Below are 22809 nucleotides of genomic sequence, written 5' to 3' on the forward strand. Positions count from 1 at the left end.
ACGCTCGCAATGGATCGAGGCGCACGGCCCCCAGGGAATGCCAATGCTCTATTTCTTCCAGCAGGTGCTCAACGGGCTGCATTCGGGCGCGCTTTATGCGCTGCTCGCTTTCGGCTACGTGCTGACCAACGGCATCCTGCACCGCACCAACCTGGCCTATGGCGCGCTGTTCGCCTTTTGCGGCCAGACGATGATCCTGACCGCAGCCTTCGGCTACCAGGCGCTGTGGCTGACGCTGTTCGCCTCGGTGGCGCTAGGCATCGTCGCTGCCCTGCTCTACGCGGCGCTGATCAGTCATGTGCTGTCGCGCAGCGTCTTTGAAATGCTGGCCGACCGCTCGCCCAACGCCATCGTGGTGACGACGCTCGGCATACTGCTGTTCCTGTCGGAGGCGAGCCGCATCGCCGCAGACACCCATGATCTGTGGCTGCCGCCGATGCTGGCCGATCCGGTGATCTTCGCCGAGGGCGGCGGCTTCAAGGTGACGCTGACCCTCATCCAGTTGCTCGACTGCGCGGCGGTGGTGGCGGTGGTGGTGCTGGCCGCCTGGTTTTTCTCGCATTCGAGCTTCGGCCGCGCCTGGCGCGCCGTGTCGGACGATCTGAAGGCGGCAGCGATGTGCGGCGTCGACGTCACCGCCGTGTTCCGCCGCGCGGTGCTGTTCGGCGGCTTCTGCGCTGCCATGGCAGGCGTGCTCGCCGGCCTCTACTACGGCAACGTCAGCTTCGGCACAGGGCTCGTCTACGGTCTCAAGATCCTGTTCGTGACGGCGGTTGGCGGCTACCTGTCGCCGCTCAAGGCGGCGCTGGGTGCTGCCGCCTTCGGCATGGCCGAATCGCTTTGGGCCGGCTATTTCCCGCTCGAATGGCGCGATGCCTGGATGTACCTTTTCCTCGTCGCCATGCTGGTGCTGATCGGCGCAAGCCGCGACCAGACCAAAATCGCCTGACCGTCAGACCTTGGTTGCATGACGTGCCGTAAGCCGAAGGGTTTTGCCACAAGTTACCCGTGGTCATGCCCCCGTCGGCCTTTGCCATGTTGACCGGCCCGACCACGCGCTGCATACCGTTGGGCCAGGCGGCGCGACATCGGGGGGGAATCGGGCGCGCCGTAAAATATCCGGGAGGAATGCATGGCAGGGCTGCTCGCTCTATCCAGAACGATCGACCGCATGAACGAGTTCATCGGCAAATGGATATCGTGGCTGATCCTGCTGGCGATCCTGGTCAGTGCCGGCAACGCCATCATCCGCAAGGTGTTCGACATCTCGTCGAACGCCTGGCTGGAGCTGCAATGGTATCTGTTCGGCGCCGCCTTCATGCTGGCGGCCGCCTATACGCTGAAGCAGAACGACCATATCCGCATCGACATCGTCTACGGCATGTTCCCGCGCCGCGTGCAGCACTGGATCGACCTCTTCGGCCACCTCTTCTTCCTGATGCCGTTCGTGACGCTGATGGTGATCTATTTCGTGCCTTACGTGTCGCTGTCGTTCCGCAGCGGCGAGATGTCGACCAATGCCGGCGGGCTGATCATCTGGCCGGCAAAGGCCATCCTTCTCGTCGGCTTCTTCCTGCTCGCCCTGCAAGGCACCTCCGAGATCATCAAGAAGGTCGCCATCATGCGCGGCGACATGGATGACCCCAACCCGTTCATATCGGCGCATGAGCAGGCCGAACTCGAGGCGAAGGCACTCGCCGAAGAAGCCAAGGCGCTGGCCCAGGAGGCGCGCCAGTGATCGAATTCATCGCGCAGAACATGGCGCCGATCATGTTCGCCTCGCTGGTCATCTTCCTCCTGATCGGCTACCCCGTCGCCTTCTCGCTCGCCGCCAACGGCCTGATGTTCTTCTTCATCGGCGTCATGCTGTCGCCCTATTCGGGCGGCTCGATCAACCTTGCCTGGCCGCTGCTGCACGCGCTGCCCGACAATTTCTACGGCACCAGGGTGATGTCCAACGACACGCTGCTGGCCATCCCGTTCTTCACCTTCATGGGCATCGTGCTGGAACGGTCCGGCATGGCCGAGGACCTGCTCGACACGATCGGGCAGCTGTTCGGGCCGATCCGCGGCGGGCTCGCCTATGCCGTCATCTTCGTCGGCGCGCTGCTTGCCGCAACCACCGGCGTGGTGGCGGCGTCCGTCATCGCCATGGGCCTGATCTCGCTGCCGATCATGCTGCGCTACGGCTATGACCGCAGGCTGGCCTCCGGCGTCATCGCTGCTTCGGGAACGCTGGCGCAGATCATCCCGCCGTCGCTGGTGCTGATCGTGCTTGCCGACCAGCTCGGCCGCTCGGTCGGCGACATGTATGCCGGCGCCTTGATCCCCGGCCTCGTGCTGACCGGCATCTACATGTTCTATATCCTGATCATGTCGATCATCCGGCCGAACTCGATGCCGGCGCTGCCGCTGGAGGCCCGCACGCTCGGCCACGGCGTGCTGTCGCTGCTGGCGGCGCTGCTGCTGGCGGTAGTGGTTGCCTACGCGGCCTACCGCTATCTCGAGCCAACCCACGGCGACAATGCCGACATCCTCGGCGCAACCGTCGGCGTGATCGTCATCTACATCGTGGCGATTGCCGACCAGCGCCTCCACATCAACATGATGTCGAAGCTGGCTCAGCAGGTGGTGATCGTGCTGATCCCGCCGCTGGCGCTGATCTTCCTGGTGCTGGGCACCATCTTCCTCGGCATCGCGACGCCGACCGAGGGCGGCGCCATGGGCTCAGTCGGAGCATTGATCATGGCGGCGGCCAAAGGCAGGCTATCGCTCGATGTCGTCAAGCAGGCGCTGGCCTCGACGACCAGGCTCTCCTCCTTCGTGCTGTTCATCCTGATCGGCGCGCGCGTCTTCTCGCTGACGTTCTACGGCGTCAACGGCCACGTCTGGGTCGAGCATCTGCTGACCTCGTTGCCAGGCGGCGAGGTCGGTTTCCTGATCGGCGTCAACATGCTGGTCTTCGTGCTCGCCTTCTTTCTCGATTTCTTCGAGCTTGCCTTCATCATCGTGCCGCTGCTGGCGCCGGCCGCCGACAAGCTCGGCATCGACCTGATCTGGTTCGGGGTGCTGCTCGGCGTCAACATGCAGACCAGCTTCATGCACCCGCCCTTCGGCTTCGCGCTGTTCTACCTGCGCTCGGTCGCGGCGCGCGTGCCCTACCTCGACCGCATCACCGGCAAGCAGATCGCGCCTGTCAGCACCGGCCAGATCTATTGGGGCGCGGTGCCTTTTGTCTTAATCCAGGTGATCATGATCGGGCTGACCATCGCCTTTCCGCAAATGGTCATGCGCTACAAGGGCGCTGCCGTCGAACCGAGCACGATAGACATCAAGCTGCCGGAAATGCCGGCACTTTCGCCGCTCGGCGCGCCGCCGGCTGACAATGGCGCGGCGCCCGCCGCGCCCGGCACGCCCGATCTGTCACAGCCGCCGAATTTCGGCGACACGGCCCCGGCCAAGCCGGCCGCGCCAGCGCCCGACCTTTCGAAGCCGCCGAGTTTCAATTGAGGTGAGCAAGCCATGAGAGCCGTAAGGCTGGAAGCAATCGGCGCCATCGCGCTGCATGAAGTCGACAAGCCGGTTTCCGGGCCGGAGGATGTTCTCGTCAAGATCGAAGCGTGCGGCGTCTGCGGCACCGACCGCCACCTTTTCCGCGGCGAATTTCCCTGCACGCCGCCGGTGACGCTCGGCCACGAATTCTCGGGTATCGTCGAGGCGGTCGGCAGCGCCGTGTCCGGCATTGCCGTCGGCGATCGCGTCACCGGCGATCCAAACATCGCCTGCGGGCGCTGCGCGCATTGCCATGCCGGCCGCGTCAATCTGTGCAGCAATCTCAGGGCCATCGGCATCCACCGCGACGGCGGCTTTGCCGATTATGTGGTGATGCCACAACGCCAGGCCTTCCTGCTGCCCGCCGGCCTGAAGCCGACGCATGGCGCCTTCTGCGAGCCGCTGGCCTGCTGCCTGCATGGCGTCGACCTCGCCGCCATCAGGCCGGGTGCCTCGGTGGCAGTGCTGGGCGGCGGCGTCATCGGCCTGCTCGTCGTGCAACTGGCGAAGCTCGCGGGCGCGGCGACCATCATCCTGTCGACCAGGCAGGCCTCGCGCCGGGTGCTGGCCGAAGAGCTCGGCGCGACGGCGACCATCGATCCCGGTGCCGGCGATCCTGTCGAAGCCGTCCGCGGACCGGCAGGCATCATGCCCGGCGGCGTCGACGTGGTGCTGGAATGCGCCGGCGTGCGCGACACGGTCGAGCAGTCGATGCGGATCGCCAAAGCCGGCGGCACAGTCGTCATCGTCGGCGTGGTGCCGCAAGGCATGAAGGTGGCCGTCGAACCCTTCGACCTGCTGTTTCGTGAGCTGAAGGTGCTGGGCTCCTTCCTCAACCCCTACACCCATGGCCGCGCGGCCCAGCTCATCGCCTCGGGTGCAGTCGAGATCGACAGGCTGATCTCAAGGCAGGTCAGTCTGGAAGAGGCACCGCAGGTGATTGCCAATCCGCCGGCGCCGGGCGAGGTCAAGGTGCTGGTGGTGTCTGGTTGAGGGTGAGCTTCCTTCAACGAAGAGGCGTGCTTGACGTTTGAATTCGCCTCTCACGTCTACGTCGCGCCGCCCCTCATCTGGCTGCCGCCATCTTCCGCCCGTGAACGGCAGGGCAACCGCATATGGCGCTCCCCCACTCCGTCTCGGCTTCGCCGAGCCACCTCTCCCCCACCCTTCGGTGAGGGAGAGGAAATGCCAACCGCCGAGGTCGTGGCCTTGAAAGGCTCGGATTTCCTCTCCCCCATGGACATGGGGGAGAGGTGGCCGCGCAGCGGCCGGAGTGGGGGGGGCCGGGCGCCGCCATACACGATTGCACTGCCGTCCCGTAAAGGGGCGAAGGACGCTGTCATAAAGAACCCCGGAGCAACCGCCCCGGAGGTCAGGATCGAACCGGCAGCGATTACTACAGCTTGCCGTTGCGCTGCTGCACCATCATGAAGGTGTCGTAATTGTATTCGGCGACCTGGGCCCAGAGATAGTGCTCCTTGCGGAAGCCCTTGATCGACTCCCAGATCTTCTTGAACGGGGCGTTCGAGGCTTCCATTTCGGCATAGACCTCGTTGGCCTTCTCGAAGCAGGCGGCCATGATCTCCTGGCTGAACGGCGCCAGCTTGGCGCCGCTGGACACCAGCCGCTTGACCGCAGCCGGATTGACGTAATCGTATTTCTGCAGCATGTCGGCGTCCGTTGCCTGGGCGGCGGTGCGAACCAGCGACTTGTAGGTTGGCGACAGCTCTTCGTATTTGGCCTTGTTGAACATCAGATGCACGGTCGGGCCGCCTTCCCACCAGCCGGGATAGTAGTAATAGGGCGCGACCTTGTAGAAACCGAGCTTCTCGTCGTCATAGGGGCCGACCCATTCGGCGGCGTCGATGGTGCCCTTTTCCAGCGCCGGATAGATATCGCCGCCGGCGATCTGCTGCGGTACGACGCCGAGTTTCTGCACCACTTTGCCGGCAAAGCCGCCGATACGCATCTTGAGGCCGGAAAGGTCGGCCACGGTGTTGATCTGCTTGCGGAACCAGCCGCCCATCTGCACGCCGGTGTTGCCGCCCGGCAGGCCGAACAGCCCTTGCGTGGCGAGAAACTCGTTGAACAGGTCGATGCCGCCGCCGTGATAGTGCCAGGCATTCATGCCGCGCGCGTTGAGCGAGAACGGCACGGCGGCGCCCAGCGCCCAGGTCGGGTCCTTGCCCCAGTAATAGTATGCCACCGTATGGCAGGCCTCGACGGTGCCGGCAGTGGTGGCATCGGCGGCCTGCAGGCCGGGCACCAGCTCGCCGGAGGCGAAGACCTGCACCTGGAAATTGCCGTCGGTCGCTTCCGACAGCATTTTTGAGAAGACTTCGGCGCCGCCATAGATCGTGTCGAGCGATTTCGGGAAGGACGATGCAAGCCGCCAGGTCACTTTCGGATTGGACTGGGCTATTGCCGGCGTGGCAAGTGCTGCGGCGGCGGCCGCAGCACCGACGCCGGAAGCTCCGGCCTTGCGTATGAATGAACGACGATCCATGCAGTTCCTCCCTTGTGATCAGCTGACCGACGGTCCGGACATCCTCCATGCCCAATCGGCTTGCGAAGAAACATACACAGGCAAGTAGTTGAGTCCAGCTTCGCGGCCGCATTTGCCGGCAGCGTTCCAGCCAATCCGGCGCCGGCTGCAACTATAGTCTAACGAGAGGACGCCTGGCCCATTCGAGACGGCGAAACTTGCCATGGCAAAGCGCCTTCGGATCGCCTATTTTGCAGGCAGAATAATTTCTTAGCGCTCAACGGAACCCGGATCCAAAATGCAGCAGCCGCTCGTCGCCATCTCGACAGACGTCCGTCAGTTCGACAACTACACCTGGCACGCCGCGCCGCAGCAATATATCGAGGCTGCCATCACCGGCGCCGGGGTGTTCCCGCTGCTGGTGCCTTCCTTCGGCGACCGGCTGGATTTCGACGAGCTGCTGTCGTCGGTCGACGGCGTCATGCTCACCGGCTCGAAATCCAACGTGCATCCCTCGCTCTATGGCGGCGATCCGAGCGAAGCTAACGGCCCCTACGATCCGGCCCGCGACGCCACCACGCTGCCGCTGATCCGCAAGGCGATCGAACGCGGCGTGCCGCTGCTTGCCATCTGCCGCGGCATCCAGGAACTGAACGTGGCGCTGGGCGGCACGCTCGGCACCGAGATCCAGGAGCGCGAGGGATCGCTCGACCACCGCGCGCCGGTGAGCGACGACCAGGATGAGCGCTTCGGCATCCACCAGACGATCTCGATCAAGCCAGGCAGCTGCCTCGCCGGCGTGTTCGGCGCCGGTGACATCAAGGTCAACTCGCTGCATCGCCAGGCGATCGACCGACTCGGCTCAAAGCTGCAGGTCGAGGCGCTGGCCAGCGACGGCACGGTCGAGGCGGTCTCGGTCAAGGACGCCCGCGCCTTCGCGGTCGGCGTTCAGTGGCACCCCGAATATTGGGTGAAATCGGACAGCAATTCCGCCAAGATTTTCCGCGCCTTCGGCGATGCCGTGCGCCTGCACGCGGCCGCGAAAGCCGGCGCCCGCGCGGCGGCGGAATAATTCCCGCCCGAGCGGTCGTCATCTATCGTTGTTGAGCGCCAGCAGCGGTGCGGCCGGCGCATAGGATTCGTAGCCATCGCCGTCGGCAACGGAAAACGTGACGATCGGATCGACGCCGTTCTCGCTGAAGGCGACCGAGCCGTCGGCCTGCTCACGCCAGAATTTCACCCGCTCGATACCGGGCATCAGCCGGCGGCAGTTTGGTGCGACGGTGAGTTGCGACAGGCCCTCTGAGATTTCCACGCCGCGCTGGACCGCGCAGGCCGCTTCGTCGCCATTGGCGGTCAGCCGATAGGTGCTGGAAGGGGCGGCCTCAACCGCGTTCTGCCTATCGTCGCCATGCAGAAGCTGGACGCTTCCGAACAACGCAACCGACGCAACCAGACCAGCCAACAGCTTCACTCTGTTTCTCCGCACAACCGTGAGGCGTGCAGAATGATTCCAAAGGGTTAAGCCGGCGTTAATAAATATGAAGAGCCGGTTATGCGCGAGGCTTGACGTTTGCCGTTTCGGGCACCGGCGTCAGCGGCCGGCGATCGGTGAACCAGGAAATCAGATTGTCGACGCAGAGATCGGCCATGGCGCGGCGGGTGTGTTCCGACGCCGAGCCGACATGCGGCAGAAGCGAGGTGTTGGGGGCGTCGAGCAGCGCCTGCGGAACATTCGGTTCGTCGGCAAAGACATCGAGCCCGGCGGCGGCGATGGTGCCATTGGCAAGCGCGGCGGCAAGGGCCTGCTCGTCCACCGTGCTGCCGCGGCCGATGTTGACGAAGACGCCGTTCGGACCCAGCGCCGAAAGAATCTCGGCATTGACCGCCTTTTCCGTTGAGGCGCCGCCAGGCGCCACCGAGATCAATGTGTCGACCGCTTCGGCGAGGCCTTTCAGCGTCGCATGGTATTCGTAGGCCAGGCCTTCGATCTTGCGGCGGTTATGGTAGGCGATCGGCAGGCCAAAGGCTTCCAGGCGCCGGGCGACGGCAAGGCCGATGCGGCCCATGCCGAAGATGCCGACGCTGCGGCCGCGCAAGGTTAGCCGGCTCAAACTGTAATTGCCCTTCTTCACCCAGCTGCCGTCGCGCAGCCATGTCTCGGCGGCATAAAGCTCGCGCACCGTGTTGATCAGCAGGCCGATCGTGGTGTCGGCGACCTCCTCGGTCAGAACGTCGGGCGTGTTGGTGACCATGACGCCGCGCGCCGCCGCATGGCGAGCATCGACCGAATCATAGCCGACGCCGAAATTGGCGATGATCTCGAGATTGGGCAGCGCATCGATGAAAGCGGCGTCGATACCGCCGAAGGACGCGATGCCGCGCACGGTTTCGCGCATCTCGTCAGTCAGCTCCGACGGATCGGTGCGCGCGACGCGCACCCGCCGGAACGTCTTGTCGATGCGGCCGATGGCATGGTCGTTGAAATTGCCGGGCACCAGGATGGCGATAGTTTGCAGCTGTTCGGCCTTCGTCATGCACGCTCCACCGGCTTGCCGGTGGACTGACGCACATGCAGTTCCGGCCTGATCAATTCCTGCGACGGCCGTACCGCCTGTCCGTTCAACTTGTCGAGCAGCGCGCTGGCGGCACGGCGGCCGACCTCGCGCTGGCCATTCCAGACCGTGGTCAGCGCCGGCGTGGCGATCGCTGCCTCTTCGAGATCGTCATAGCCGGTGACCGAGATGTCGATGCCCGGCACCAGACCGGCCCGCGCGATGCCGTTCATCAGTCCGATGGCGACCAGATCATTCCAGCAGCAGGCGGCGGTTGGCTTGTCTTTCAGCGCCAAAAACTGTCCTGCCGCCTCAAATCCGGCCTGTTTGGTGCGCGGCCCGGCGATGCGCCAGGACGGCTTGACCTCCAGCCCGGCCGCTTCCATGGCGTTGACGTAGCCCTGGTAGCGGTCGCGGCCGGTCGAGGTCTGGTCGGTGCCGCCGATCATGGCGATACGCTTATGGCCGAGCGAGATCAGGTGGTTGGTGGCAAGGCCGGTGCCGTAGGCATCATCGCCGCGAAACACCGGCACGCCGGCGCCTTCGACCGTGCGCGCGATCAGCACCGCCGGCAGGCCGTTGTCCTCGGCCATGATGATGTCCTCGGCCGGCGTGCCGATGGCCGGCGACATGATGACGCCGTCGGCGCCGAGCTGCAGCAGCGTGTCGATGAAGGTGCGCTGCTTTTCGAGCTGGTCGTAGTGATTGGACAGGATGAAGGTCTGCCGGCTGCGGTCGAGCTCGCTTTCGATCGAGCGCAGGATCTCGGCGAAGAACGGGTTCATGATGTCGTGCACGACGACGCCGACAATGCCCGAGCGCGAGGTGCGCAGCGAGGCGGCGCGGCGGTTGTAGATATAGCCGATGGCGCGGGCATGGTCCTTGATGCGCTCGCGCGTGCTGCCGGCGACCAAGGGGCTGTCGCGCAATGCCAGCGATACCGTGGCCGTGGACACACCGAGCGCGTCCGCGATCGTCGAAAGCTTGATCTTCTGTGCCAGTGCCCTTCGCTCCCTAGGGTGCTTAAATTCAAGTCTTTAAATTTTTTAAAAGCGCCTTATGCCATCTGATCCAGGCCAAATCAAAGTTTTTTCGCCAGCGCCTCGGCTTCGGTGTCAAGCGAGGCGGGATTGCGCAGACGGAGCCTGTGCTCGCGATGAATGATGTAGAGGCCGCTGGCGACTATGATGGCGGCACCCAGCAGGGTCCAGCGGTCGGGAAACTGGTTGAAGATCACCAGGCCGGAAATGATCATCCACACCATCTGCGAATAGGGATAGGGCGCCAGCTGCGTCGTGGTCGCCAGGCGATAGGCCTGCACCAGCAGCCAGTGGCCGCCAGCGCCGAAGATGCCGAGCATCAGCAGGATGACCCAGTGCCAGCCGTCCTGCGGCAAGGCGTGCGCAAAGGGCAGGACGGGCAACAGCAGCACCGCCGGGGCCAGCGCCGAGAACAGGATCAGGCTCTCGGAAGTTTCCGACGACGACATGCGCCTCGTCATGATGACGTAGAAGGAGTTCGACAGCATCGAACCCAGCGCAAACAGGTGACCGATGCCGAACACGCCGACGCCCGGCCTGGTGATGATGAGCACGCCGACGAAGCCGGTGAGGATCGCCAGCCAGCGCCGCCAGCCGGCCCATTCGCCAAGCAGGGGACCGGCAAGTGCGGTGATCACCATCGGACCAAAGAAATAGATCGAGGTGGTCTCGGCCAGTTGCAGCGTGCGCAGCGCCAGGATGTTGAACATGGTCGAGCCGAAAAGCAGGCATCCGCGCAAGATGTGCGCCTGCAGGTTGTTGGCGCGGAAGCGCGATGGCTCGCGCCAGCCGCTCAGGAAAATGCCGACAAGCACGACATGCACGGTGAAGCGGGCCCAGGCGACGATCAGCGCCGAGACGCCGGCAAGCACCAGATATTTGCTCGATGTGTCGAGAAAGGTGAAGCAGACATAGACGCAAAGCATCAGCAGCATCGCCGCAGGCGGCGTCGCGCTGTCGTCTTGGTTTTTGGGAGTGGTCAAGAGCGTGCCGAAGGAAGATAGACGTTACCGTTCTGCGGCAATCGGCGCTGCCCGGCAAGCCAAAAGCGACTGGCCCAACAAAGCGCTTCGCACAGGCTTAGATCGCCTCACTATTGGCGATTCGCCTGACCGTTTCCTCGCGGTCGTCATTCTAGGGCGGAGCAAGGAGCGAAGCGACGCGCGCAGACCCTAGAATCCATGCCGTTTCTTCGAAGCATTGCGACGGTGCAGAATTCTGCTCCGTTGCATTCCTTGGCTAAGGTCGCGGAATGGATCCTCGGGTCTGCGCGTCCGCTTCGCTCCCGCTCCGCCCGTGGATGACGAAGCTGGATGGCGGCCGTATATTTTGCCGCAAACGCCACCTCCCGGCCACTCAGGCATGCATGCGGGCGCCCTTGGTGATCTTGTCGACGAGCTTCTTTTCAGCGCGCAGCGCGATGCCGACCACCTTGGCATCGTCCGGCGCGAATTCGGCGAAGACGGCGCGGTTCGCCACATCATGGCCGGTCGAGAACATCTCTTCGACATAGAGGGACGCTGTGATACCGCGCTCCAGGGCGCGGCGATGGATGGCGTTCAGTGTCGGGCCGTCGGCCGACAGCACGATCACCGGCTGGATCGACAGCGGATTGTAGAGATTGCCGGCGCGGTCGCGGTACGGCTCACCGATGATTTCGGGAAACTGCGCGACGATGCCGCTGGTCAGGAACGCGGTGACGTTGAGTTTCTGCCAGACGGCTAGGTCTTCTCTCAGCACGATTGCAAATTTCGTATCGAACACCAAAATTGTCTCTCCGAGGAATGACCTGTGAAGGCATGGAAGATGCGATGGTGTACGGTGTAGGTGCAGACGCCCTGCAAGGTCTTGAACGTTCGTGCTCGGACATCATTGAAGACCGGATCGTTTCGGCGCCGGGCGGCGCCGGCATCGAGCGTATCGAGGCGCGTTTTCACGGCAACGCCTTCGACCTGCACCGCCACGACACCTATGCCATCGGGGTGACGCTTTCCGGCGTGCAGCGCTTTCACTATCGCGGCGTGGTCGAGCACAGCATGCCCGGCCACGTGATCGTGCTGCATCCAGACGAATTGCACGACGGCGGCGCCGGCACCGAGGAAGGCTTACGCTACCGAATCCTCTATCTGGAGCCGTCGCTGCTGCTCGACTGCCTCGGCGGCGCGCCGCTGCCTTTCGTCCGGAATGTCGTGATGAGCGATTCCGCGTTACGCGCCACCCTGCTTTCGGCACTGGCGCCGCTGGACGAGGCGCTGGACGAATTGTTCGTTGCCGATTTCGTAGCGCAGTTGGCGCAGCATCTGGGGCGCCATGCCGGACAGCCGGCCAAACCCACGGGAAAGACGGCCTGGCGCGCAGCGGCGCTTGCCCGCGACTATCTCGAGGAGAATGCCGAACGGCCGGTGCGGTCAGACGAGCTGGAAGCCATCACCGGCCTCGACCGCTATGCACTGTCGCGCCATTTTCGCGCAACCTATTCGACCAGTCCGCATCGCTTCCTGCTGATGCGCCGGCTGCAGCGGGCGCGCAGGATGATCGCGGCGGGCGAGCCGCTGGCCGAAATCGCCATCGCCGCCGGCTTCAGCGACCAGAGCCATTTCAACCGGCATTTCAAGAAAGCGTTCGGGTTGACGCCGGGCCGGTGGTCGGCGCTGGTGCGAAGTGCGACGCGCGGCGTCGTCGCTCAACCGCGAGACGTCCGGTGATAGCGCTCAGGCGCGACGCGCAGCGTCATCGCCCTTCCCCTGAGCCGCCGATGCTTTGGTGGTGCGTGGAGAGACGACGTTGCGCGTCGCGCTTACAATGCTGGCGCGGCGCGTGAAGCGGCGATGCTGCGCATCGCGCCTATGTCGCCCGAGACGACGCTTTCGCGTCGCTCGTAGGTCACCAACGTCTCGCGGTTGAGCGATGACGCTGCGCGTCACGCTTCATCGAGTTCGGCGTCGTCGTCGATCAGCACCAGCTCTTCGTTCGAGAGGTTGGCCTCGATGCGGGCAAGCAGCTTGAACAGCGCCTTCTGGTCTTTCTTGTCGAGGCCTCTCAGCGCCTGCTTCTCGGTCTTCTTGACCGATTTTTCGATAGCGCGGATGGTATCGCGGCCGGTATCGGTCAGGAAGATGTGAGCCTGGCGGGCATCAGCGTTGGAGGCACGCTTTTCGAGGAAACCCTGCGCCTGCAGCCGGTTGATGGTCTTGGTGATGGTCGGCGGGCGCACGCCCAGCTTGCCGGCGAGATTGCCCGGGGTCTGGCCGTCCTCGCGGTCGAGCGCCAGCATGATCTGGTCCTGGCCGGCGTAGAAGCCATGCGCCAGAAGCCGCGCCGCAAGCGCCGTGCGCGCCAGCCGCGCCGCCGAATGCAGCCGGCTCATTGTCGCTGTCTTGTCCGCCTTGGCCATGGTCATCCCTCTTCGATAGAACCGGCGCGGCCAGCATAGAGGCTGTCCGGCAACTGGCAAATGACGATCTAAAAGGTCCCGGCTTGCAGAACAGCTTTGCCGGCAAGCATTGCGATGTCCGCCGTGGTGATGCCAGATGTTTATTTCAGTTAGATGACAAACGACTTTTCGGAGCCAGGATTTACACTGACAAATGGCGCCATGCCAGGGGTGCTCAACCCGCTTCCACCGCCGTCGTCGGCGCTGCCTGAACAGCACCCTTTTTTCGGCGGCGGAAGCCCATAAACCTGCTGGACCTGGTTTGCCCGACAGATTCGGCCGGATCGGCTGGCCCATCGATTTGCCTCGTGCAAAGGCGCGGTTCGCATCCTATATGAGGCCGACAAATCCGAAATTTTCGAGGCCAGACTTTTCGAGGTAACGCCATGAGCGATGCACAGACGCAGATCCCCGTAACCGTTCTCACCGGCTATCTCGGCGCGGGCAAGACGACGCTGCTCAACCGCATCCTGTCGGAGAACCACGGCAGGCGTTATGCCGTCATCGTCAACGAGTTCGGCGAGATCGGCATCGACAACGATCTGATCGTCGAGTCCGACGAGGAAATCTACGAGATGAACAATGGCTGCGTGTGCTGCACGGTGCGCGGCGACCTTATACGCGTCGTCGAAGGCCTGATGCGGCGGCCCGGCCGCTTCGACGCCATCGTCGTCGAGACCACCGGGCTCGCCGATCCGGTGCCGGTGGCGCAGACCTTCTTCATGGATGACGATGTCCGCTCCAAGACCAAGCTCGACGCGGTGGTGGCGCTGGTCGACGCCAAGCATCTGCCGCTGCGGCTGAAGGACTCCAAGGAAGCCGAAGACCAGATCGCCTTTGCCGATGTGGTGGTGCTCAACAAGACCGATCTCGTCACGCCCGAGGAACTCGCCAAGGTCGAGGCGACGATCCGCGCCATCAACCCGGCGGCCAGGATCCACCGCACGACGCGCGCCGGCGTGGCGCTGGCCGAGGTGCTCGATCGCGGCGCCTTCGACCTTTCGCGCGCGCTGGAGAACGATCCGCATTTCCTCGACGCGCACGATCATGACCATGATCATCACGACCACGACCATCACGAGCATGACGGGCATCATCACCACGACCACCTTTCCGACATCCATGACGTGACGGTGAAGTCAGTGTCGCTGCGCGGCGGCGAGATGGACCCGAAGAAGTTCTTCCCCTGGATCGAGAAGGTGACCCAGATGGAAGGCCCGAACATCCTGCGGCTGAAGGGCATCATCGCGCTGAAAGGCGACGACGAGCGCTATGTCATCCAGGGCGTCCACATGATTCTCGAAGGCGACCACCAGCGCGCCTGGAAAGACGGCGAGAAGCATGAGAGCCGGCTGGTGTTCATCGGCCGCGACCTCGACGAAGAGCGGCTCAGGAAGAGTTTCGAGGCCTGCCAGGCGGCCTGATTTCGGCGCGGCTCTTCCTTCTCCCGTAATCCAAGGCGGGGTTGAGACCCGAAGCTCAAACCCTTAAGGGGGAGGGCAGAAATCTCGAATGGAATAGCCTTGCATGCCCACCGTCGCCCCGCTTGATCTTGAAGGCCATTGCGTCGCCGCCGTCTTTCTCGGTGACGCGCCACATTTCGCTCTGGCCGACGGCGCGATCCATCGGCTCGACAATGGGCACAAGACCGTGCAGGCCAACGACGGGCTGCTCGCGGCCTTCCACGACGCGGCCAACGACCGGCTGATCACCGGCGGCGAGGACGGCAAGGTGTTTGCCGTCAAGGTGGGTGGCGAGGTGGCGGAACTCGCCAGCGCCGGCAAAAAGTGGATCACCAGCGTTGCCGCCGGTCCGCAAGGCGCGATCGCCTATGCCTCGGGCAAGACCGCTTTCGTGCGTTTCGCCGACGGCAAGGTGAAGGAATTCCAGCATCCGCGCTCGGTCGAGGGGCTGGCCTTTTCGCCAAAAGGTATGCGCTTCGGCGTCGCCCGCTACAACGGCGCGACGCTGCATTTTCCGGCGGCCGAGGGCAAGCCGGTCGAGCTGGAATGGGCCGGCGCCCATACCGGCATCAGCTTTTCGCCTGACGGCGCCTTCCTCGTCACCACCATGCAGGAAAACGCGCTGCATGGCTGGAAGCTGGCCGACGGCAAGCACATGCGCATGTCGGGCTATCCCGGCAAGGTCAAAAGTCTGTCGTGGAGCGTCAAAGGCAAGTGGCTGGCCAGCTCCGGCGCGCCGGCGGCGATCGTCTGGCCGTTTTCCGGCAAGGACGGGCCAATGGGCAAGGCGCCGCTGGAGCTCGGCACGCGCGGCAACACCATGGTGACATGCGTCGCCTGCCATCCGAGCCAGGACGTCACGGCCATCGGCTATGAGGACGGCATGGTGATCGCGGCGCGCTTCGCCGACGCCAAGGAAGTGCTGCTGCGCCGCCCCGGCAAGGGCGCCATAACCGCGATGATGTGGGACAAGGAAGAACGGCGCATCGTTTTCGGCAGTGCCGCCGGCGACTGCGGCGTGATCGACATCACTGGCTAGGAGAGTAAGGGAGTAGGGGAATAAGGGAGTATGAAAGGGTAGATTGCGCGATTGAGCCTACTCCCCTACTCCCCTACTCCCCTACTCCCCTACTCCCCTACTCCCCTACTCCCCTACTCCCCTACTCCCCTACTCCCCTACTCCCCTACTCCCCTACTCCCCTACTCCCCTACTCCGGTTGCGGCCCGGCTTGCGGCATGAGACAAGCGACCATGGACAATCCAAACGCGGCCGTGACCTCCCCTACGGGCTCGACGCCAAGCGAGGCGAGAGCGTTTCTCGGCGCCCATCCACATATCGAGGCTTTCGACATCGTCTTGACCGACGCCAACGGCATCGGCCGCGGCAAGATCGTGCGCCGGCATGAGCTGATGAGCATTTTCGAGGGCGGCAGGCACATGCCGATCTCGATCCTCGGCCTCGATATCACCGGCGAGGACGTGCACGAGACCGGGCTGATCTGGGACACCGGCGACGGCGACCTGCGCGCATGGCCGATCCCCGGCACGCTGGTGCCGCTCTACGGCACCAAGCCGGCGCGCGGCCAGGTGCTGATGTCGATGTATCACCTGGACGGCCAGCCTATGTCGTCGGATCCGCGCCTGGTGCTGGCGAGACAGGTCGAGCTGCTGGCAGCGAGAGGGCTGCATCCGGCCGGCGCCTTCGAGCTCGAATTTTTTCTGCTCGCCAATGAGCGCGACGCCGACGGCAAGGTGCAGGCAGCCCACGCGGTGCTGGACGGACGCCGCTCGGTCAAGACCGAGGTTTATTCGGTCGACCACCTGCACGGCATGGAGCCGCTGTTTTCCGACATCTACGCGGCGGCGAAAGCGCAAGGCATTCCGGCCGAGACGATCATCTCCGAATATGCTCCCGGCCAATACGAATTGACGCTCAACTACCGCAAGGACGTGATGCGGGCGGCCGACGACCTGGTCATGCTGAAGCGGCTGGTGCGGGCGCAGGCGCGCCGGCACGGCATCACCGCCTGCTTCATGGCCAAGCCGATCGAGACCTATGCCGGCTCCGGCATGCATTTCCACGTCTCGCTGCGGGACGATGCCGGCCGAAACGTCTTCACCGAAGCCGACGGCGAGACATGGTCGCTGCCGCTGCTGCGCGGTCTCGGCGGGCTCATCCATACGATGGCGGAATCGATGCTGGTGTTTGCGCCGCACGCCAATTCCTGGCGGCGCTTCGTCTCGCAATCCTATGCGCCGGTGGCGCCAAGCTGGGGCGTCAACAACCGTTCGGTGGCGCTGCGCGTGCCGGCCGGCGACGCCAGGAACCGCCGCATCGAGCACCGGCCATCCGGCGTCGACGCCAACCCCTATCTGGTGGCGGCGACGGTGCTGGCCGGCATCGTCAAGGGACTGGACGAGGAATTGGATCCCGGCCCGGAGACGGCCGGCAACGGCTACGAGCGGGCCGTGGAAACGTCGCCCATGCCGGCTGACTGGCGAGCCGCGATCGAAGCGGCCAGGGCCTCCAGTTTCCTCAAATCGGCGCTCGGCGCGGATTTGCACCGGACTTTCGTGGCTATCAAGCAGGCGGAATATCTACGCGTCGCGCGCACCGTCAGCGAGTTGGACTACCACCTCTATCTGCACGAGGTATGAGCCTCGCGGCCCGCGCGGAGCAATCCCTCGCCCCTCGCGGTGAAGGCGATGCCGAAGAAATATTGGCGGAACCTTCCGGAGGCCTCGCTCATTGCAGTTTTGATTGCAGGAGCGGACGGAGCCAAATCAGCCATGATCGCCCGGATGCCAACCACGCCAGCACCCCATCACGCCAAGGCCAAGGCAAAGCACTGGCCGACGCCGCAGCCCTCGGACTTGATCGGGCCGGAGAGCGCTGACATTCCGGCGTTGCGTGAAGAAGCGAAAGGCTGCCGCCGCTGCCCGCTCTGGCGCGATGCGACGCAAACCGTGTTTGGCGAAGGACCTGAGAGCGCGGATGTGATCTTCGTCGGCGAGCAGCCCGGCGACCAGGAGGATTTGGCTGGCAAGCCGTTTGTAGGCCCGGCCGGCAGGGTGTTCGACAGCATTCTTGATGATGCCGAAATCAACCGGCGAAAGGTTTATGTGACCAACGCGGTGAAGCACTTCAAATTCGAGCCGCGCGGCAAGCGCCGCATTCACTCCAAGCCCAATGCCGGCGAAATCCAGGCCTGCCGCTGGTGGCTGGACAAGGAGCTCGATCTGGTCAAGCCGAACCTCGTGGTGGCGCTCGGCGCGACCGCGGCGCAGTCGCTGCTCGGCAAGGCAGTGCCGATTACCAGAATGCGCGGCGACGTCATCGAGCGCGAGGACGGCGTGCGCATTTTCGTCACCATCCACCCCTCTTTCATCCTACGCATTCGCGAGCATGAGGACAAGGAAGCCGAGCGCGAGCGGTTCCTCCAGGATATGAGGAAGGTGAAGCAGCTGATGGCTGCTTGACGGTTATGCAACTTTGAAGATTAGCCGAAACGCCTGTCGCTTCGTCATCCACGGGCGGAGCAAGGAGCGAAGCGACGCGCGCAGACCCGAGGATCCATGCCGTTACTTCGACGCGTTGCAACGGTGCAGAATTCTGCTCCGTTAGCATTCCATGCGAGAGGTCACGGCATGGATCCCAGGGTCTGCGCGCGTCGCTTCGCTCCTTGCTCCGCTCTGGGATGACGACCTTGGGGGTATTGCCGCTATCGGACGAGAATAGCACGCAAGTCGTTCACGTTGGTCCCGGTCGGTCCCGGCACGAACAGATCGCCGATAGAATTAAAGGCCGTCCAGGCATTGTTGCCGGCAAGCATCGCCTTGGCGTCGACACCGGCAGCCCGCATGCGCCCAACTGTCGAGCCGTCGGCAAACGCCCCGGCATTGTTCTCCGAGCCGTCGATGCCGTCCGTATCGGCCGCGAGCGCATGAATGCCATCCAGCCCATCGATGCCGATGGCGAAGGCGAGCAGGAATTCACTGTTGCGACCGCCCTTGCCCTTGGCCCGCAGTGTTACGGTGGTCTCGCCGCCGGACAGGATCAGCACCGGCCTGGCGAACGGACGATTGCGTGTCGCCACTTCGCGGGCAATCGCGGCGTGGACGCCGCCGACCTCGCGCGCCTCGCCTTCGATGGAATCCGACAGGATAACCGCCTCGACGCCTTGCCGCTTCGCCTCGGCGGCCGCGGCTTCCAGCGACACGCCGGCCGAGGCGACGAGATGCACTTCATTGCCGGCAAAGCGTGGATCATGAGGACGCGGGGCATCGGCGGCCGGCGAGTTGATATGCGCCATGACCGAAGCCGGCAGCTTCATGTTATAGGCGGCAATCGAGGCCAGCGCGTCGTCGCGGCTGCCGCTGTCGGGAACGGTCGGCCCCGAAGCCACAAGCGCCGGATTGTCGCCTGGAATGTCGGAGACGACCAGCGAGACCACTTTGGCCGGATGAGCGGCGGCGGCGAGGCGGCCGCCCTTGATGGTCGAGACATGCTTGCGGATGGTGTTCATCGCCGCGATCGGCGCGCCGGAGGCAAGCAGCGCCTCGTTGACGGCGATCTCGTCGGCTAAAGTGAGGCCTGCGGCCGGCGACGGCAGCAGCGCCGAACCGCCGCCGGAAATCAGCGCCACGACGAGATCGGCCGCCGTCAATCCGCGCACCTTCTCCAACAACCGCCGCGAGGCTTCCAAGCCGGCGGCGTCCGGCACCGGATGCGCCGCCTCGATAATCTCGATGCGCTCGCATTTGGCGCCATAGCCGTAGCGGGTGACGACCAGGCCTTCGACCGGACCGTCCCAAGCCTTCTCGAAGGCCGCCGCCATCTGCGCCGAGCCTTTTCCCGCGCCGATGACAATGGTGCGGCCTTTCGGCTTTGCCGGCAAATGATCGCGTATCGTCTTTTCAGGATCGGCGGCGGCGACGGCCGCGTTGAAGATCGCGGTGAGGAAGGCCTTCGGATCGGTCATTTGTCTTCCGGCGGCAAGCTGAGCCCGCTTGCATCGATGCCGAGGTGGCCACAAAGCGCCTCGACGACGACGCCATGATCCTCCCGCTCCGGCAGGCCGGAGACGGCGATCACGCCAATGACGCCGGCGCCCCTGACGGTGACAGGAAAGCCGCCGCCGGCCAGCACGTAGTCGGCTATGTCCAGCGCCTCGCCGACCTTGAAGGTGCGGTCCGGCCGCTGCTGTTCCAGCACCATGCGGTAGGTGCTTCTAAGATAACGTTTCACGACGTTGATCTTGCGCCGCGCCCAGTCTGGATTGGAGGCGTTGGAGCCGGGCATCGCGGCATAAAACAGCGGCCGGTCGAAGGTCCTGATGTCGACGATGATCGGGAGGTTTTCCTTCAGAGCCCGCTCCCGGATCGCCGAGCCTATCTGAAAGGCGACGGCCTCGTCGAAGGCGGGAAAGACCAGCGTGGATTCCTGTTTCTGGATCAGAGCGATATCTTCGGCGGCGGCCATATCTCGTTCTCCGAAAGTCGACACCGTCGTTTGTACGACAACCTCTGTCCGGTCAAGCACTCGTCGCAGAAGGCCCCCTCATCCGGCCGCTTCGCGGCCACCTTCTCCCCGGCGGGGAGAAGAGGCGTGCGCCGGCGATCTCCTCTCCCCCTCGGGGAGAGGTCGGATTGCCCTGAATTGCCTTTCGCAATTCAGCTGGCAATCCGGGTGAGGGGGTTCACGCAACAATCGCGCTCTTCGCCGGCCGGCCCGCCACATAAACTTCGCGCACGGCGCGGTCGTCGCCGAGCGTTTGCAGCAGGAAGAGCTCCTCGGCAAGCGTCTCCACCGTCTCCATCCTGAGCCGCATCGCCGGCGTGGCGCTTGCGTCGAGCACGACGATGTCGGCGTCGGTGCCTTCGTCCAGTGTGCCGATTTTTTCCGCCACCGACAGCGCCTCGGCGTTGCCGCGCGTCAACTGCCAGAAGGACTGGAACGGGTTGAGCTTCTCGCCGTTGAGCGCGATCACCTTATAGCCTTCATCCATGGTGCGCAGCATCGAATAGTTGGTGCCGCCGCCGACATCGGTGGCGGCAGCGATCCTCAGCGGCTTCTCGCGGCGGCGGAAGCGCTGGTAGTCGAACAGGCCGGAGCCGAGGAACAGGTTGGAGGTCGGACAGAACACCGCCACCGAGCCCGACTGCGACAGCGCATCCGCCTCGCGTTCCGACAGATGGATGCAGTGGCCGAACAGGCTCTTTTTGCCCAGCAGCCCGTAATGCTCGTAGACGTCGGTATAGTCGCGCGACCAGGGATAGAGCTCCTGGGTGAAGGCAATCTCGGCGTGGTTCTCCGACAGATGCGTCTGCATGTGGAGATCGGGATATTCGCGACAGAGCGCGCCGGCCATTTCCATCTGCTCGGGCGATGAGGTGATGGCGAAGCGCGGCGTGATCGCATAGTGCTGGCGGCCCTTGCCGTGCCATTCGGCGATCAGCGCCTTGGTGTCGTCATAGCCGGTCCGCGGCGTGTCGAGCACGCCGTCCGGCGCATTGCGGTCCATCATCACCTTGCCGGCGACGTTGAGCATGTTGCGATCATGCGATTCGGCGAAGAACGCTTCCGCAGAGGCCTTATGCACCGAGCAATAGGCGGCGACCGTCGTCGTGCCGTGGCGCACCATCTCGTCCAGGAACAGCCTGGCGATGCGGCGGCCATGCTGGGCATTCTGGAATTTCGACTCCTCCGGAAAAGTGTATTTGTTCAGCCATTCGAGCAGCTCGGCGCCGTAGGACGCGATGATCTGCATTTGGGGAAAGTGCACATGCGCGTCGATGAAACCCGGCAGGAGCAAATGCGGGCGGTGATCGATCTTTTCGACGCTTTCGCCCGCGCGCTTCTCGACCTCGGCGTAACAACCGGCGGCGACGATCTTGCCGTCACCGACGAGCAGCCCGCCATCCTCCTCGTAACGCCAGGCGGAATAGTCGTCTATCGCTTCGGGCCAACGCAGGAAGGAAAGCGTGCGGCCGCGCAGGAGTTTCGATGTCATGTTACCTGCCCGCGCCTTCGAACCAGGCCACCAGCAGGGCTCGCTCCTGGTCGGTTATCTGGGAGACGTTGGCGGGCGGCATGGCATGGCTGCGGCCGGCCTGTAGGTAAATCTCGCGGGCATGCTCGGCGATTCGCGCGTCGGTGTCGAGCATGACGCCCTTCGGCGCGTGGTAGATGCCTTCGTAGCCCGGCTCTTCGGCATGGCACATCGAGCAGCGGCCGAGCACGGTGTCGCGCACGGCCGGGAAATGCGCCGAGGCCATATAGACCTGGGCCGCGGCGGAAGCAGCGGAAGTCTTCGGCTCGCCGGTCAAAACTTTCGGCACAGTCGACAGCCAGATGATGACGACGAAGAGAACGGCCGCACCCAGCCAGGTCCAGGTCGGGTTGCCCTTGCGGGCGTGAACAGTGTTGAAATAGTGCCGGATCAGCACGCCGATAATGAAGACCAGCGAGGCGATGACCCAGTTGAACTCGGTGCCGAAGGCCAGCGGGTAGTGGTTCGACAGCATCAGGAACAGGACCGGCAAGGTCAGGTAGTTGTTGTGCAGCGAGCGCTGCTTGGCGATCTTGCCGTATTTCGGGTCCGGCTTGCGGCCGGCGATCAGGTCGGCGACGACGATCTTCTGGTTGGGGATGATGACCATGAAGACATTGGCCGACATGATCGTGGCGGTGATGGCGCCAAGATGCAGGAAGGCGGCGCGGCCGGTGAAGAGATGGGTCAGCCCCCAGGCGATGAACACCAGCACGCAATAGAGCACCAGCATCAGGCCGGTGTCGCTTTTGCCGAGCGGCGAGCGGCAGAGCAGGTCGTAGACGATCCAGCCGACGCCGATGGTGGCCAGGGACAGCAGGATGCCGACCGGCACCGAGATGTTGAGCACGTTGGGATCGATCAGGAACAAATCGGCGCCGGCATAATAGACCACGCACAGCATGGCGAAGCCCGACAACCAGGTGGCGTAGGATTCCCATTTGAACCAGGTGAGGTGCTCGGGCATCTCGGCCGGCGCCACCAGGTATTTCTGGATGTGATAGAAGCCGCCGCCATGCACCTGCCATTCCTCGCCGAAGGCGCCGGCGGGCAGGCCGGGACGCTGCCGGAGCCCGAGGTCGAGCGCGACGAAATAGAAGGACGAGCCGATCCAGGCGATGCCGGTGATGACATGCAGCCAGCGGACGGCGAAGCTCAGCCAGTCCCAGAAAATAGCGAAATCCATCATTTGAAGTCGTCCCTGCCGATGTGAGCGACTTTACGGGCTG

Annotated in this window: 21 protein-coding genes; 10 read left to right on the forward strand and 11 right to left on the reverse strand. The window is 64.1% G+C overall.

Translation table 11 applies throughout. The features are described 5' to 3' along the window. Positions 1–43: 43 nt before the first annotated feature. The 4 genes from FJ974_RS01440 (at position 44) to FJ974_RS01455 (ending at position 4545) form a co-directional block, all read left to right on the forward strand. Complete coding sequence (locus FJ974_RS01440; RefSeq protein ID WP_140538700.1) at positions 44–949, forward strand: branched-chain amino acid ABC transporter permease; 906 nt, start codon at positions 44–46, stop codon at positions 947–949. 183 nt (positions 950–1132) lie between these two features. Then, entirely contained in the window at positions 1133–1738 is a 606-nt protein-coding gene (locus FJ974_RS01445; protein WP_140538699.1) for a TRAP transporter small permease subunit, read from the forward strand. Beyond that, complete coding sequence (locus FJ974_RS01450; RefSeq protein ID WP_140538733.1) at positions 1738–3510, forward strand: TRAP transporter large permease; 1773 nt, start codon at positions 1738–1740, stop codon at positions 3508–3510. Before FJ974_RS01445 ends, FJ974_RS01450 begins: the two co-directional genes overlap by 1 nt. Before the next feature lie 12 nt (positions 3511–3522). After that, positions 3523–4545 carry a zinc-dependent alcohol dehydrogenase family protein gene (locus FJ974_RS01455; RefSeq protein WP_140538698.1) on the forward strand — a complete coding sequence of 341 codons (1023 nt, stop codon included), beginning with the start codon at positions 3523–3525 and terminating at the stop codon, positions 4543–4545. Positions 4546–4948: 403 nt separating this feature from the next. Here FJ974_RS01455 and FJ974_RS01460 read toward each other — a convergent pair whose 3' ends face one another. Continuing rightward, on the reverse strand, positions 4949–6058 hold the full coding sequence (locus tag FJ974_RS01460) for a TRAP transporter substrate-binding protein (RefSeq protein ID WP_140538697.1): 1110 nt from the start codon (positions 6056–6058) through the stop codon (positions 4949–4951). 277 nt (positions 6059–6335) lie between these two features. Between FJ974_RS01460 and FJ974_RS01465 the strand changes: the two genes are divergently transcribed. Further along, positions 6336–7109 carry a gamma-glutamyl-gamma-aminobutyrate hydrolase family protein gene (locus FJ974_RS01465; RefSeq protein WP_140538696.1) on the forward strand — a complete coding sequence of 258 codons (774 nt, stop codon included), beginning with the start codon at positions 6336–6338 and terminating at the stop codon, positions 7107–7109. Between the two features lie 18 nt (positions 7110–7127). On the opposite strand, the gene FJ974_RS01470 is transcribed toward FJ974_RS01465, so the two are convergent. The 5 genes from FJ974_RS01470 to FJ974_RS01490 all read right to left on the reverse strand — a co-directional run bounded on the left by FJ974_RS01470 (position 7128) and on the right by FJ974_RS01490 (position 11396). Continuing rightward, entirely contained in the window at positions 7128–7511 is a 384-nt protein-coding gene (locus FJ974_RS01470) for a hypothetical protein (RefSeq protein ID WP_140538695.1), read from the reverse strand. A gap of 79 nt (positions 7512–7590) precedes the next feature. After that, positions 7591–8574, reverse strand: a complete 984-nt coding sequence (locus tag FJ974_RS01475) for a 2-hydroxyacid dehydrogenase (RefSeq protein ID WP_140538694.1) — start codon at positions 8572–8574, stop codon at positions 7591–7593. After that, positions 8571–9593 carry a LacI family DNA-binding transcriptional regulator gene (locus FJ974_RS01480; protein WP_140538693.1) on the reverse strand — a complete coding sequence of 341 codons (1023 nt, stop codon included), beginning with the start codon at positions 9591–9593 and terminating at the stop codon, positions 8571–8573. The genes FJ974_RS01475 and FJ974_RS01480 overlap by 4 nt, the downstream gene beginning before the upstream one ends. A gap of 80 nt (positions 9594–9673) precedes the next feature. Next, on the reverse strand, positions 9674–10558 hold the full coding sequence (locus FJ974_RS01485; protein ID WP_181177315.1) for a DMT family transporter: 885 nt from the start codon (positions 10556–10558) through the stop codon (positions 9674–9676). 430 nt (positions 10559–10988) lie between these two features. Then, complete coding sequence (locus FJ974_RS01490; RefSeq protein WP_140538691.1) at positions 10989–11396, reverse strand: DUF2000 family protein; 408 nt, start codon at positions 11394–11396, stop codon at positions 10989–10991. Positions 11397–11443: 47 nt separating this feature from the next. On the opposite strand from FJ974_RS01490, the gene FJ974_RS01495 reads away from it, so the two are divergent. After that, a complete protein-coding gene (locus tag FJ974_RS01495; RefSeq protein WP_140538690.1) occupies positions 11444–12337 on the forward strand; it encodes an AraC family transcriptional regulator in 894 nt (297 codons plus the stop codon). A 215-nt stretch (positions 12338–12552) separates the two neighbouring features. On the opposite strand, the gene FJ974_RS01500 is transcribed toward FJ974_RS01495, so the two are convergent. Then, the gene (locus tag FJ974_RS01500) at positions 12553–13026 is read right to left on the reverse strand and encodes a MarR family winged helix-turn-helix transcriptional regulator (RefSeq protein WP_140538689.1); all 474 of its coding nucleotides are present in this window, start codon (positions 13024–13026) and stop codon (positions 12553–12555) included. A gap of 425 nt (positions 13027–13451) precedes the next feature. Between FJ974_RS01500 and FJ974_RS01505 the strand changes: the two genes are divergently transcribed. From FJ974_RS01505 to FJ974_RS01520, 4 genes are all read left to right on the forward strand, one after another. Then, positions 13452–14489, forward strand: a complete 1038-nt coding sequence (locus tag FJ974_RS01505; RefSeq protein WP_140538688.1) for a CobW family GTP-binding protein — start codon at positions 13452–13454, stop codon at positions 14487–14489. A gap of 103 nt (positions 14490–14592) precedes the next feature. After that, complete coding sequence (locus FJ974_RS01510; protein WP_140538687.1) at positions 14593–15567, forward strand: WD40 repeat domain-containing protein; 975 nt, start codon at positions 14593–14595, stop codon at positions 15565–15567. A 197-nt stretch (positions 15568–15764) separates the two neighbouring features. Beyond that, positions 15765–17186 carry a glutamine synthetase family protein gene (locus FJ974_RS01515; RefSeq protein ID WP_413468332.1) on the forward strand — a complete coding sequence of 474 codons (1422 nt, stop codon included), beginning with the start codon at positions 15765–15767 and terminating at the stop codon, positions 17184–17186. Between the two features lie 132 nt (positions 17187–17318). Next, positions 17319–18008 carry a UdgX family uracil-DNA binding protein gene (locus tag FJ974_RS01520; protein WP_140531544.1) on the forward strand — a complete coding sequence of 230 codons (690 nt, stop codon included), beginning with the start codon at positions 17319–17321 and terminating at the stop codon, positions 18006–18008. Positions 18009–18250: 242 nt separating this feature from the next. Here the strand turns inward: FJ974_RS01520 and FJ974_RS01525 are convergent, their stop codons facing one another. The 4 genes from FJ974_RS01525 to FJ974_RS01540 form a co-directional block, all read right to left on the reverse strand. Then, a complete protein-coding gene (locus FJ974_RS01525) occupies positions 18251–19510 on the reverse strand; it encodes a glycerate kinase (protein ID WP_140531542.1) in 1260 nt (419 codons plus the stop codon). Next, a complete protein-coding gene (locus FJ974_RS01530) occupies positions 19507–20010 on the reverse strand; it encodes a heme-degrading domain-containing protein (RefSeq protein WP_140531539.1) in 504 nt (167 codons plus the stop codon). Before FJ974_RS01530 ends, FJ974_RS01525 begins: the two co-directional genes overlap by 4 nt. 217 nt (positions 20011–20227) lie before the next feature. Continuing rightward, entirely contained in the window at positions 20228–21541 is a 1314-nt protein-coding gene (gene guaD / locus FJ974_RS01535) for a guanine deaminase (protein ID WP_140531537.1), read from the reverse strand. A 1-nt stretch (position 21542) separates the two neighbouring features. Further along, positions 21543–22769: a urate hydroxylase PuuD gene (locus FJ974_RS01540; RefSeq protein WP_140531534.1), complete on the reverse strand. Its 1227-nt coding sequence runs from the start codon at positions 22767–22769 to the stop codon at positions 21543–21545. Positions 22770–22809: the final 40 nt, after the last annotated feature.

This window comes from Mesorhizobium sp. B1-1-8, assembly GCF_006442795.2.
Lineage (GTDB): Bacteria > Pseudomonadota > Alphaproteobacteria > Rhizobiales > Rhizobiaceae > Mesorhizobium.

Excerpts from the sequence above, each read along its gene's own strand:
- FJ974_RS01440 (WP_140538700.1), top strand. The coding sequence starts at position 44 with ATGCTCTATTTCTTCCAGCAGGTGCTCAACGGGCTGCATTCGGGCGCG.
- FJ974_RS01445 (WP_140538699.1), top strand. The coding sequence starts at position 1,133 with ATGGCAGGGCTGCTCGCTCTATCCAGAACGATCGACCGCATGAACGAG.
- FJ974_RS01455 (WP_140538698.1), top strand. The coding sequence starts at position 3,523 with ATGAGAGCCGTAAGGCTGGAAGCAATCGGCGCCATCGCGCTGCATGAA.
- FJ974_RS01460 (WP_140538697.1), bottom strand. The coding sequence starts at position 6,058 with ATGGATCGTCGTTCATTCATACGCAAGGCCGGAGCTTCCGGCGTCGGT.
- FJ974_RS01465 (WP_140538696.1), top strand. The coding sequence starts at position 6,336 with ATGCAGCAGCCGCTCGTCGCCATCTCGACAGACGTCCGTCAGTTCGAC.
- FJ974_RS01475 (WP_140538694.1), bottom strand. The coding sequence starts at position 8,574 with ATGACGAAGGCCGAACAGCTGCAAACTATCGCCATCCTGGTGCCCGGC.
- FJ974_RS01485 (WP_181177315.1), bottom strand. The coding sequence starts at position 10,558 with ATGCTTTGCGTCTATGTCTGCTTCACCTTTCTCGACACATCGAGCAAA.
- FJ974_RS01495 (WP_140538690.1), top strand. The coding sequence starts at position 11,444 with ATGGTGTACGGTGTAGGTGCAGACGCCCTGCAAGGTCTTGAACGTTCG.
- FJ974_RS01500 (WP_140538689.1), bottom strand. The coding sequence starts at position 13,026 with ATGGCCAAGGCGGACAAGACAGCGACAATGAGCCGGCTGCATTCGGCG.
- FJ974_RS01505 (WP_140538688.1), top strand. The coding sequence starts at position 13,452 with ATGAGCGATGCACAGACGCAGATCCCCGTAACCGTTCTCACCGGCTAT.
- FJ974_RS01510 (WP_140538687.1), top strand. The coding sequence starts at position 14,593 with ATGCCCACCGTCGCCCCGCTTGATCTTGAAGGCCATTGCGTCGCCGCC.
- FJ974_RS01515 (WP_413468332.1), top strand. The coding sequence starts at position 15,765 with ATGAGACAAGCGACCATGGACAATCCAAACGCGGCCGTGACCTCCCCT.
- FJ974_RS01520 (WP_140531544.1), top strand. The coding sequence starts at position 17,319 with ATGATCGCCCGGATGCCAACCACGCCAGCACCCCATCACGCCAAGGCC.
- FJ974_RS01525 (WP_140531542.1), bottom strand. The coding sequence starts at position 19,510 with ATGACCGATCCGAAGGCCTTCCTCACCGCGATCTTCAACGCGGCCGTC.
- FJ974_RS01530 (WP_140531539.1), bottom strand. The coding sequence starts at position 20,010 with ATGGCCGCCGCCGAAGATATCGCTCTGATCCAGAAACAGGAATCCACG.
- guaD (WP_140531537.1), bottom strand. The coding sequence starts at position 21,541 with ATGACATCGAAACTCCTGCGCGGCCGCACGCTTTCCTTCCTGCGTTGG.
- FJ974_RS01540 (WP_140531534.1), bottom strand. The coding sequence starts at position 22,769 with ATGATGGATTTCGCTATTTTCTGGGACTGGCTGAGCTTCGCCGTCCGC.